The organism is Sapientia aquatica, assembly GCF_004358105.1.
Classification (GTDB): Bacteria; Pseudomonadota; Gammaproteobacteria; order Burkholderiales; family Burkholderiaceae_D; genus Solimicrobium; species Solimicrobium aquaticum.
Genome location: NZ_SMYL01000005.1, coordinates 268,009 through 280,399, shown reverse-complemented (window position 1 = coordinate 280,399; position 12,391 = coordinate 268,009). Strand labels below are relative to the sequence as shown.

Sequence of the window (12,391 nt, the reverse complement as noted above, 5' to 3'; positions counted from 1 at the left end):
TCCGATTACGCTTACCGAACAGGGAAAAAATATGGCTCCGAATAAAACAAACCAAGGCCGCGTCAAATTAACGTTGACGGCATTAATGCTATGCACGGGCTTAATTGCCTGCACCCGCTTTTATTCGGCGGATAAATTCGTTGAAGAAGCTAAGAGCTACATCGCCAAAGGCGACGATAAATCGGCCTTAATCCAACTCAAAAACGCGTTACAAAAAGATCCTCAGCACAAAGAAGCGCGTATTTTGATGGGCAATATTTATTTAGAAACCGAAGATGGTACGTCGGCGGAGAACGAATTTAGAAAAGCGCTAAGTGCCGGCGCGTCAAAAGAGCAAATCCAAACCAAACTGGCTAAATCGTTGCTCCTAGAAGGCAAATTTAAAAAATTAATCGAAGAAACCGAAGCCAATGGCGCACCGGTTTCGGCTGAGATTCTCGCCATGCGCGGTGATGCCTTTTTAGGTTTGCGCGACAAAGATCAAGCAAAGATCGCATTCGATCAGGCGCTAAAAAGTGAGCCAAATAATTCTGCTGCCTTGATCGGCCTAGCTCGATTGTCTTTAGCGGATAACGACTTAACCACCGCTAAGGATTATGTCAACCAAGCCACGAGCGCCAATCCAAAAGATCACAAAGTCTGGTTATTCAAGGGCCAATTGGCAGCGGCGCAATCGGATACGACTGGCGCGATGACGGCGTTTGATACCGCCTTGCAGCTCCATCCAGCCGATATTGCAGCCCATCTGGAAAAAGCCAATCTGGAAATCAAACTAAAAAAATTCACCGAAGCGCAGGCAGATATTAAAGCTGCCACAGATCTACGCCCACAAAACCTGAACGCGATTTTTGCTCAAGCAGTGCTCTACATGAGCCAAGAAAAAAACCAAGAGGCATTAACGGCACTAGCTCCGATTCTGAAAAACGCGCCGAATTATTTACCTGCCGTTTTATTGTCAGGCGTGGCAAATTTCGCGCTCGGTTCAACCAAGCAATCGGAAGTAATCCTAACCAAATATTTGCAAGAAGTGCCAGACAACTTGTACGCACAAAAATTACTGGCGCAGTCGCAACTCAAAAATGGTAAGCCGAAATTAGCGTTGGAATCCGTCGAGAAAATACTCAGCACGGGCAAAGTAAAAGATGCCCAATTATTAGGTTTGGCGGGCGAAGCAGCCTTGGCAGCAAAAGAATTTAATAAGGCTAATTCGTATTTTGAAAGCGCGGCGGCAGCAACTCCGCAAAACTCGGCTTACCTGACCCAAATGGCGATCAGCAAATTAAACATGGGTAATACCGGCGCTGCAATTTCTGAACTTGAAAAAGCAATTAGCCAAGGCGACAAAACTACTTCGTTGAAGTCTGGCGTTATTTTGGCGATGACTTACGCCAATAACAATCAATACGATCAAGCCTTGTCCACGCTGCAGTCCATTGAAAAGCAACAAGCGCCAAATCCATTGCTGCACAATTTAAAGGGCTATATTTATCTCAAGAAGAATGACGTAGCGAGTGCCAAAGCGAGTTTTAATGAAGCGCTGAAATTACAAGCAAACTACTTCCCTGCTATTTCCAATTTAGCTCACTTGGATATTCAAGATAAAAAGTTTGACCAAGCTAGAGATCGCTACATGGCCTTGCTCAAGGACGACAAGAAGAACCTGGAAGCCGAACTTGCCTTGGCTAATTTAGCCGAGATTCAAGGCAATAAAAAAGACACCGAAAAATGGCTGCAACAAGCCTACAGTGATCATCCAGAAAACGCCGTTACCGCGCAAAATTTGATCGCCTTCTATTTCAAATCGAATGAAGCTCCTAAGGCGCTGACATTAGCGAAAAATGCACACAACAGCTTGCCAGATAATGTTGATTTTTTACAGTTACTTGCACGCACGCAGCAAGCAGTTAAGGACTGGCCGGGCGCTATCGACAGTTACGCCAAGTTAGCGGCCTTGCACCCTGAATCGCCGGATGAGCAATTCCAACTTGCGCTGACCTATTTGAGTGCCAACGATAATGACAGCGCCGTTGACGCATTGAAAAAAACCTTAATCATTGCGCCAACCTATGCCAAAGCGGCAATTGCGCTGGCTGATCTGGAATCAAAGAAATCGAATTTTACCGATGCTTTACAAGTGGCCAAACAATTGCAAATTCATGACCCTAAAAATGGTCAGGGCCTTTTGTTGGAAGGCGATGTGTTAGCGCGTCAAGGCAAGCTTGATCTGGCAGTGAAAGCCTATGATGCGGCCTTCCGTCTACAAGAAATCGGCGTCGTAATTAAACGGATACACGCGACGTTAATTAAGGACAAAAAAGAAAAAGAAGCCAACGAGCGGTTAAACAACTGGTTAGCCAAACATCCCGATGACACTGGCACGCGCATCTACTATGCCGAATATTTGTTAGCGCAACCACAAGCGAGATCACAGGCTATTGGGCAGTTCTTGACCATTTTAAAAACCGAGCCAGCGAACCCTATCGTGCTCAATAATTTGGCGTGGGCCTACTCGCAAGACAAAAATCCAGCCGCTAAAGGTTATGCAGAAAAAGCCTACCAAATCGCTGGAGAATCACCGCAAATCTTAGATACCTACGGCTGGATTTTGGCAGAACAAGGCGAATATCAAAAAGCCCTGCCGCTGCTGCAAAAAGCCGACAAGCTCAAACCAGCCGACGCCGAGATTCACGCGCATTTGGTCAGTGTCATGGGCAAAGCCGGCACTGGTCAATCGGCCGTTAAGTAATGGCGAAAGAGGTAATTTTGAAGCGTGGGATAGGTTCAGGGGATTGACCGCGCATGCCAACACGGCGGAAATGAAAAGGAATCTTAAAAAGCGACTAGCTTCATTGCTTTTTAAGATTCCATCAAGTCAAACGAGCGTTCGTTCGAAGCAAAGCGCTAAACTGCACAACGAGTACCAAGCGCTTTCAAACCACACTTAAGATCAGAACAAACTTTGCGGGATAACCAAAATATCGCCAGGTTTTACTGGGATATTGGCCGTGATGTCGCCTTCTTTGAGTAAGGAGTTCAAGCGAACGTTGATTTTGACTTGTTGACCGTTGACTTCACGAATGATGTTGGCTTTGTTACCCGCAGCGAAATCGGTCATGCCACCCACCGCAATAATGACATCCATCAACGTCATGCCTTGGCGATACGCCAGAGCCGAAGGTTTGGCGGCTTGACCAATGACGCGCACTTGCTCTTGATACGGGCCAGAAAAGGACGTGACCACGACGGTAACGACCGGCGCTTGGATAAATTTGGATAATCTGGTTTCAATTTCGCGCGCCAGCACCGAAGGTGATTTGCCGTCAGCGACCAAATCTTCCACCAATGGTGTGGAGATTTTTCCATCTGGGCGCACAGTCACGAGCATCGATACCTCTGGATTGCGCCATACGATCACATTAAGTGTGTCGCCAGCACCGATCAAATAATCGGTTGTGGCAACCGGTGCAGCACCAGCGGCTTGTGTAGCAGCATCGGTGGTTGCACAGCCGCTGAGCACGGTCAGGCAACTGGTTGCCAAGAGCAGAAAGCAGTAACGCATTTTGTTTGAAATTGATTTTTTCACTTAGATTCCCTATACGAGTTAGCGATGCTTTTAGGAACACACTGACGTCCTAAAAACGGTTTGAATGAATCGAAAAACGGGCCCGTCAGACCGTAAATTGTAAATAACACTTCTTAAAATTTACAATTTACGTTGTTTGCGATAGTACAACACGGACGATGACAGTTTCACGACTTTATTGATTTATTTGCCTAAAAAACAATGACTAAAGATTAATTGTGTTGCTTTTTAGTCTGCACTGAAATGCCACACAATTGCCCAAAAGTAATAATTTAAAGTAAATATCGTAACAAGTACGACCATTCGTAACAAATATGTAACACTTATACCGCAATATGTGGAAATTCAAGTTTTTTTTTAAAATTTTGTTAAATTACTTAGAAATTTACTTGTAGAATCGTCAAAGTTTTACAAAAAAAATTAACTATAAATCGCGCTAAGGGAAAAAAAGATGGAAGAAATGCTCAAGCAGATACAGTCTGTTTTCCGTGGAGCCTGGAAGTATCGCTGGCACGCAATTAATATCGCTTGGTTAGTGTCGGCGATCGGATTTGTGATTATTCTCAAGCTTCCGGATGAGTACCAATCGTCGGCCCGAGTCTTCGTTGACGCGCAAAGCATTTTGAAGCCGCTGTTATCCGGAATGACCAGTGTTCCTAACGTCGAACAGCAAGTTTCCATCATGAGCCGCACCTTAGTCAGTCGCCCTAACGTTGAACGCGTTATGCGGATGGTCGATATGGATTTGCTGGCGTCGAGCGATAAAAACAAGGAAAAATTGATTGACTCCTTAATCGCCAACATCAAAATTTCTGGCACCACGCAAAACGATATCTACAGCATTACCTACACCGACAATTCACCTAAGACTGCCAAAAACGTGGTGCAGTCACTGCTGACGATTTTCGTCGAAGGCAGCATCGGCGATGAACGGCAAGATTCGGCCAAGGCCATCGTGTTCATCAATAACCAGATCAAAATCTACGAAGAAAAGCTAGCCACGGCTGAAAATGCGTTAAAAGATTTCAAAATGAAGAATATTGGCCTGTTACCACGCGAAGGCGGTGATTTTGGTAGCAAGTTAAATGAGATTTCTGAGAGCTTGAGCCAAGCAAAACTCGAATACGCCGAAGCTGTCCAGGGCCGCGATGCCATCAAACGTCAAATCGCTAGCATCGAATCTCCGCAAGCTAATGGCGATCAACCCGCTCTGGCATTGACTCCTGAACTCGATGAGCGCATCAATATTGTCTCCAAAAATTTAGACAATCTGCGCTTGCAATACACGGAAGATCATCCTGACATCGTGGCGACGAAACGGTTGCTTGCTCAACTCCAAGCGAAAAAGCAGTCCGAAGAAAAAACCAGAAAACCAACCGTCGCCAATCTGTCCAACAATCCGATGTACCAGCAAATGAAAGTGTCGCTCACCGATGCCGAATCCAAAGTGGCATCGATGCGCGCCAGAGTGGACGAATTCAGCGGGCGCTATGCCAAGATCAAAGAAATGAGCACCGCCGCGCCTGAAATTGAATCGCAGTTAGCCCAGCTCAATCGTGATTACGCCATCAATAAAGAAAACTACGAAAAGCTCGTCGCCAGCCGCGAGTCAGCCAAAATATCGAGCGACCTCAACGCCAGCACCCAAATGATGACGTTCCGCGTGATTGATCCACCAACTACGCCAAGCTCCCCAATCGGCCCAAATCGTTATCGCCTGTTCTCGCTCGTGTTTTTAGGTGGCTTAGTTTTGGGCGCATTAGTGGCTATCGCGCTGAGCAAAATCAGACCTGCTTTCTACTCGCAATATGAACTGGTCGAAGCGACTGGACTGCCCATCATCGGTACTGTGGCGATGAATTGGACTGCCGCTGAGCAAATCAGACGGCGCCGCGGGCTGCATGCTTTCGCCCTCACCTCAATCTTGCTGCTGGTGTTTTATGTAGCCATGATGGTCGTTATTTACACCACAAATTAATTTGGCCGACATCAGCCAATCACAGAGCCAGAATGAATTTCATCACTCAAACCAAAGTTTGGAGCTAGCGTGAGTATTATTGAAAAAGCGATCAGTAAACTGGATCAGAATAAGAATTCAGCAACCGAAGTCCATGCAGCACCGGCCAGCACCATTGCCCACCCATCAGCGCCGCCAGCAACACCAGTAACACCGATCGAGTCGCCACGCGCGCCTATCGAAGCAGTAAAGGCGCAGCCTAGTGCACGCCAATTAGAGCAGCCACATAGCAAAAAAGTAGAAATCGATTTAGAACAATTGGTCAAGCTTGGTATGGTGTCGCCGCATACCGATCGTAGCAATATTTCAGAAGAATTCCGGCGCATTAAACGTCCGTTGCTGGATAAAATTTTTAAAGACAACAATAACGACGCCAAGCACAAAAATCTGATCATGGTCACGAGTTCATTGCCCGGCGAAGGCAAGACGTTTTGCGCGGTCAATTTGGCTATCAGCATTGCATTGGAACTTGACCATACTGTTTTACTAGTCGATGCTGATGTTGCCAAACCATCGGTCGGTCGCTACTTAAAAACCACCAATGAGCTGGAAGAAAATAAAGCCGGGTTGATGGATATTTTGCTCGACAAAAATCTCGATTTATCGGACGTGATGCTACGCACTAACATCGATAAGCTGACTTTGTTGCGCTCTGGTCGCAACCATAAACACGCAACCGAACTGCTTGCCAGTCACGCCATGAGTACGCTCTTAGACGAGATAGCCACCCGCTATCCAGATCGCGTCATTATTTTTGATTCTCCGCCACTTTTATTGAGCACCGAAGCGCGCGCCCTTGCCTCAAAAATGGGACAAATCGCCTTGGTGGTGGAAGCCGGATCGACCACTCAAAATGCCGTTAAAGATTTGTTGAGTCAGCTCAAAACCAATAACAATGTTTCGCTGATTTATAACAAGGCGCAACCGCACGAAGGCACTGGTTTTTATGGTGACTACTATGGTTAAGAACGCCACAGTTCGCAACCATCCGCGCAAGCCCTGCCAGTCGGATTTGGTTGGGATTATTGGTATTCCATTGATGTTGGCTTTGTCGTCCAATGTGTGGTCAGACGAACTCACCGTTAGTCCATCAATCGTGACCAAAGAGACCTATAACGACAACGTCTTTTTGTCGCAACCAGGCTTTACGACTAGCTCATGGATTACCGAATTGACGCCGCAGTTGGTGATCAAAGCGAGTGAGCCTTCGTTTAAATTGAATTTCAATTACGAACTGCAAAATCTGCACTACGCTGGGGATGCACACGCTGAACGCACTAACCAAATGCTGGACCTTAACTCGACCAGCTCATTCGTTAAAAATTTACTGTACTTAGATGCTAGTGCAGCGATTAATCAGCAAAACTCAACACCTTTTGCTGGCATCACAAACAGCAATGCAACTTTGTCTGCCAACCGTTTAGAGCTGCGTACTTACAGTGTCGCCCCCTATTTAAAAACCAATTTTGCCCAAGAAGCGACTGGCGAACTGCGGTTTTCGCGTGACTCGGTCAACACCAGTCTTGGTAGCCTCTATAACAGCAACGCCAATACTGTCAAAGCCAATTTGAAAAGTGGTCCGAGTTTTGCCACGGTTGATTGGAATGTGCAGTATTTGAACGAGAAGATTTTGTATGAGGCCGAACCCGCCGTAACTCTGCAAAATGGCAGCTTTGGCAGCGGTTACCATTTTTCCTCCGAATTCGCCATTAACGGCAGCGTCGGCTACGAGAAAAATAATTACCCAACGACCAACGGCACAGCGCCCCAAGGTAACACGTGGTCAGCGGGATTTACGTGGACACCGACTGACAGAACATCGCTCTCGGTCACCGGCACCAAACATTATTATGGCGACACGTACACCGTCGCGGCCTCGGAGCGCACCTTTGCTAGCGTTTGGTCGCTAGGCTACAACGAAGGCTTAATCACCAGCCGTGATCAGTTTTTAATTCCTGCCACCACCAATACGTCGGACTTTTTAAATAGCCTGTGGCAGTCCAGCATCACCAATCCAGAACAACGCCAGCAAGCCATTGATGCATTCATTCACAGCACCGGATTGCCGAACACGTTAACGACACCAGTCAATACCGTTACGAATCAGGTTTTTTTGCAAAAGAGTTTGCAAGCTTCCGTCGCCGTGACTGGTGCTCAAAATACCGTGATTTTTAGCTTGTTCGACATTACCCGCGACGAAGAATCGTTGAATACCGCCGCTAACAGCACTACCAATTTGGGCTTACTCAGTAACACCAAGCAAACTGGCGGCAATATTTTATGGACGCTCAATTTTAGCCCGCGTACCAGCGCTGTTTTTATGGATGGCTATAACAAGGCAAAGTCGGCCAGCAATGGAATTACTTACACCAACAATAACTTTACAACGACATTGAATCATCAATTGGATCCGAAATTACGCGTATCGTTGGAATTCCAGCATCTCAACAATTCCGCCAATTTCAACACCGGTAATTTCAGAGATAACCTGGTGTCGTTCACCTTATTATTTAGCCTATAACAGGATTGCGATGTACGAAAAATTTTACGGTTTATCATCCAAACCTTTCCAACTAAAACCCGATGCGCGGTTTTTTTATGGAAGCAAGGGTCATAAACGTGCCATGTCTTATCTGGAATACGGGATTTCGCAGGGCGAGGGATTTATCGTTATCACTGGTGAAATTGGGGCCGGTAAAACTACCCTGATGCGCAATCTGTTCCTCGAACTCGTCACCGACAACATCGTCGCCGCACAAATCGTCAACACCCACGTTGGGTCGGAAGATATTTTGCGCTTAGTCGCAGCGGCGTTTGGTTTGGAATACGAAAACCTCAGCAAAGCAAGCTTGCTGCGCAAGATCGAAGAATTTTTGATTAACGTTGATCGGCAAGGCAAACGTGCTTTGCTGGTGGTGGATGAAGCGCAGAATTTAACGCCTCGTGCGCTGGAAGAATTGCGGATGCTGTCCAATTTCCAGACCGCTGACAAATGCTTGCTCCAAACCTTTTTGCTCGGTCAACCTGAATTTCGGCAAGTCATTCACACGCCAGAAATGCAGCAACTGTATCAGCGCATCATTGCCAGCTACCATTTGGGGCCGCTCGATGTAATCGAAACTCGATCCTACATTGAGCATCGTCTAACCACTGTTGGTTGGAAGAATAGTCCAGAGATCAATCGTGAAGCCTTCATCGCGATTCATGACTATACCGGCGGGATTCCACGCAAGATCAACTCGTTCTGTGACCGCATGTTACTGATGGGCTTTTTGGACGAGATCTTGGTATTCACGGACGCAGAAATCAAAAAAGTCATCAACGATATTCAGCAAGAAAGCGCCGTACCAGTTCAAACGCCGGTAGTCAGCTTGCCCGATCAAATCGACGACCTAGTCGACAATTATTCCGATGCTGCGATGGTCGATGAGCGTTTAACGCGGGTAGAGAAAGCCTTGATCTCAGTCATCGGCGCGGTAAAAAAAATAGTCCCAACATTAAAGACGTCCAATCTTCCGGATTGACCTTGGTTAATCGAAGGTGCGAGTGAATGGTGCAACTAATTCGTGCAGGTAAACAGGTGCAGTAATTTTTCAGACTTTTAGCAGGCAAATTTATGCTCGGATCTAATAAACATCGGCTTAGCAATGCGATGACGATAGACGTGGAAGATTATTTTCAAGTGTCCGCCTTAGCGCCCTACATCAGCCGCGCAAGCTGGCCAGATCAGGATTGTCGGGTTGAGAATAATATTGAGCGCATACTCGCCCTGTTAGAAACCAAGCAAGTTAAAGCGACTTTTTTTACCCTCGGTTGGATTGCTGAACGCTATCCGGCAATGGTCAAAAAAATTCATGCCAATGGACACGAAATCGCCTCGCATGGCTACGGCCATTTGCGCGTGACAGATCAAACACCAGCGGAATTCGCCGACGATGTTTCCCGCAGCAAGCACATTTTGGAAGACTTAATCGGTAACCCAGTGCTGGGCTACCGTGCACCGAGTTTTTCGATTGGTCGCGATTCGATGTGGGCGCTCGATACATTATTCGAAGCAGGCTACAAATACAGCTCCAGCATTTACCCGATTGAACACGATCATTACGGCATCAGCGATGCGCCGCGGTTTCCCTACTACCCCAAAGGCCCTGAAGGCATCTTAGAAATTCCGATTTCCACCGTGCGCGTGTTTGGTAAAAATTATCCAGCGGGTGGTGGCGGCTATTTTCGCTTACTGCCCTACTCGCTTTCGCACCGCTTAATTAATCGCGTCAATCAAGTTGACCAGCGCCCTGGGATTTTTTATTTCCATCCTTGGGAAATCGATCCAGGTCAGCCGGTTCAGCCAGCGCTCAATTTTAAAACGCGCTTCCGGCATTACGTGAACCTAGCCAAAAACGAAGCAAAATTAAAGCAGCTCATCGCCGATTTTGAATGGGATCGCATGGATAACATTTTTCTCAATAACGGCAACGAACAGAAACGGTATGCATAGCGTGAATGTGGAACTGAATGCGGATAAGAGTCAGCAAATGAGTGAGCCGGTGATAACAATTGGACTAATGCAGCAGCAAGACCAATCGCGCTGGGATAATTTCGTCAACACCTGTTCCGACGCGACCTTCTTTCATAAGGCTGGCTGGAAAACAGTTATTGAGCGTGCATTCGGTCATAAGACTTGGTTTTTCTATGCCGAATCCGAAGGCGAAATCATTGGCGTTTTGCCACTCGCGCAAGTCAAAAGTGCCATATTTGGTCACTCGCTAAGTGCCCTCCCTTTCTGCGTGTACGGTGGTGTGGCAAGTCATTCGGCAGCGGCCAAAATAGCGCTGACCAATAAGGCGCAGGAACTCGCTGCTGAGTTAAAAGCCGGTCATCTAGAACTACGTAACCGCGAGCCACAAAATCCAGACTGGATTAGCAAAGATTTGTACGTCACGTTTAGAAAAGAGATTGATCCAGACGAAGAAAAAAACATGCTGGCGATTCCGCGCAAACAGCGCGCCATGGTACGCAAGGGAATTAAAGAAAACCTGGTCAGCGAGATCGACCAGAATGTTGATCGCTTTTTTTTCGCCTATTCCAGCAGCGTGCACAATTTAGGTACACCGGTTTTCTCTAAAAAATACTTTCAAATTTTAAAAGACGTATTTAAAGACGATTGTGAAATTTTAACCATCGTGCAAGGTAAGGAAGTCATCGCCAGCGTATTGAGTTTTTATTTCAAAGACGAGGTTTTGCCGTATTACGGCGGTGGCACCAGTCGTGCACGCGCTGTTGCTGGTAACGACATGATGTACTGGGAGTTAATGCGGCGCGCTTGTGCCAGAGGCTATAAGATATTTGATTTCGGGCGCAGCAAACGCGGAACCGGTGCCTTTGATTTCAAAAAGAATTGGGGCTTTGAACCGCAGCAATTGCACTACGAATATCAGCTGCACGCCAGCACCGAGCTACCGGAGAACAATCCGCTCAACCCGCGCTATCAACGTTTTATCCAAATGTGGCGCCGCATGCCTTTGCCGTTGGCTAATTTCATCGGACCATTCATCGTGAAGAATCTAGGATGATGACGCCAGCAAAACCCCATTTATTATTCTTAGTGCACCGCATCCCTTTTCCGCCGAATAAGGGCGACAAAATCCGCTCGTTCCATTTATTAAAGCATTTGGCAAGCCGCTACACGGTTCATTTAGCTTGCTTTATCGACGACCAAAACGATGTGCAATATATCGATACGGTCAAATCGTATTGTGGCGATACGCATTTCTCAATCCTAAATCCTTTGCTCGCCAAATTACGTAGCTTAAAGGCGCTGGTTCTCAGACGCCCGCTTTCGCTCGATTACTACTTTAATTCAGCCATGCAGAACTGGGTGAATGAGACCGTGGCGCGCCATCAGATTGAGCGTGTAATGATTTTTTCTTCGCCCATGGGGCAATACACCGAGCATTTGCTGGACGCTCAGCGGATTATCGATTTTGTCGATATTGATTCGGATAAGTGGTTGCAATATTCGAACAATAAAGCTTGGCCGATGAGCTGGCTGTATCACTTAGAAGGTACACGTTTATTAGGCTATGAACGCAAATTGGCCGCTGAATCCGATTATTCCTTTTTTGTCTCGCAAGCTGAATCGGATTTATTCAAAACTTTAGCGCCAGAGAGCATCGACAAAATCAGCTTCTTTAATAACGGCGTGGATACCGATTATTTTGCACCCGACGCTGCGATGCCAAATCCATTTCCCGCGCAATCGGCAACCATCGTATTTACCGGTGCGATGGATTATTGGCCAAACTGCGAAGCGGTGAGCTGGTTTGCACGCGATATTTTCCCGTTAATCAAAGCGCGTCATGCGAACGCGGTATTTTTTATTGTCGGCTCGCGCCCAAGCGATTTGGTGCTTGAATTGGGCAAGCTCGACGGTGTGCATGTAACGGGTAGCGTGCCCGATATTCGACCTTATTTACAGCACGCTGACGCGGTGGTCGCGCCGCTGCGTACTGCTCGCGGCGTGCAAAACAAAGTACTGGAAGCGATGGCGATGGCGAAGACGGTGTTGGTATCGGCCCAAGCATTGGAAGGCATTAGCGCCACTCCGGGTACGGAGCTGCTATTAGCCCAGAGCGAGCAAGAATTCGCCGATCAAACATGCGCGATTTTTAACGGCCAACAAATCAATCTTGGTTCGGCCGCACGCGACAAGGTGTTGGCGCGCTATAACTGGGAAGCCAATCTATCGGTGCTTGATCCAATGCTGGCAACACCTACCTCGGACGCTCAATAAC

9 protein-coding genes are annotated in these 12,391 nt (G+C 47.0%); 8 read left to right on the top strand and 1 reads right to left on the bottom strand.

What is annotated here, in order from left to right; genetic code table 11:
* Positions 1–31: 31 nt before the first annotated feature.
* Positions 32–2,746 (top strand): XrtA/PEP-CTERM system TPR-repeat protein PrsT, encoded by a 2,715-nt coding sequence (gene prsT / locus E2I14_RS12170; protein ID WP_133328828.1) that lies wholly within the window; start codon positions 32–34, stop codon positions 2,744–2,746.
* Positions 2,747–2,947: 201 nt separating this feature from the next.
* Here the strand turns inward: prsT and E2I14_RS12165 are convergent, their stop codons facing one another.
* Positions 2,948–3,559: an XrtA/PEP-CTERM system exopolysaccharide export protein gene (locus E2I14_RS12165; RefSeq protein WP_133328941.1), complete on the bottom strand. Its 612-nt coding sequence runs from the start codon at positions 3,557–3,559 to the stop codon at positions 2,948–2,950.
* Between the two features lie 475 nt (positions 3,560–4,034).
* Here E2I14_RS12165 and E2I14_RS12160 point away from each other — a divergent pair, with 475 nt between their 5' ends.
* The 7 genes from E2I14_RS12160 to E2I14_RS12130 all read left to right on the top strand — a co-directional run bounded on the left by E2I14_RS12160 (position 4,035) and on the right by E2I14_RS12130 (position 12,390).
* Entirely contained in the window at positions 4,035–5,561 is a 1,527-nt protein-coding gene (locus tag E2I14_RS12160; RefSeq protein WP_133328826.1) for an XrtA system polysaccharide chain length determinant, read from the top strand.
* Between the two features lie 69 nt (positions 5,562–5,630).
* Positions 5,631–6,566 carry an XrtA-associated tyrosine autokinase gene (locus tag E2I14_RS12155; RefSeq protein ID WP_133328824.1) on the top strand — a complete coding sequence of 312 codons (936 nt, stop codon included), beginning with the start codon at positions 5,631–5,633 and terminating at the stop codon, positions 6,564–6,566.
* Positions 6,547–8,121, top strand: coding sequence for a TIGR03016 family PEP-CTERM system-associated outer membrane protein (locus E2I14_RS12150; RefSeq protein WP_133328822.1), 1,575 nt, complete (start codon positions 6,547–6,549; stop codon positions 8,119–8,121). Before E2I14_RS12155 ends, E2I14_RS12150 begins: the two co-directional genes overlap by 20 nt.
* 10 nt (positions 8,122–8,131) lie before the next feature.
* Positions 8,132–9,124 (top strand): XrtA/PEP-CTERM system-associated ATPase, encoded by a 993-nt coding sequence (locus E2I14_RS12145; RefSeq protein WP_133328820.1) that lies wholly within the window; start codon positions 8,132–8,134, stop codon positions 9,122–9,124.
* A gap of 92 nt (positions 9,125–9,216) precedes the next feature.
* The gene (locus E2I14_RS12140) at positions 9,217–10,095 is read left to right on the top strand and encodes an XrtA system polysaccharide deacetylase (protein ID WP_133328818.1); all 879 of its coding nucleotides are present in this window, start codon (positions 9,217–9,219) and stop codon (positions 10,093–10,095) included.
* The gene (locus tag E2I14_RS12135) at positions 10,088–11,170 is read left to right on the top strand and encodes a FemAB family XrtA/PEP-CTERM system-associated protein (protein ID WP_319945932.1); all 1,083 of its coding nucleotides are present in this window, start codon (positions 10,088–10,090) and stop codon (positions 11,168–11,170) included. The genes E2I14_RS12140 and E2I14_RS12135 overlap by 8 nt, the downstream gene beginning before the upstream one ends.
* Positions 11,167–12,390, top strand: coding sequence for a TIGR03087 family PEP-CTERM/XrtA system glycosyltransferase (locus E2I14_RS12130; RefSeq protein ID WP_227544722.1), 1,224 nt, complete (start codon positions 11,167–11,169; stop codon positions 12,388–12,390). The genes E2I14_RS12135 and E2I14_RS12130 overlap by 4 nt, the downstream gene beginning before the upstream one ends.
* Position 12,391: the final 1 nt, after the last annotated feature.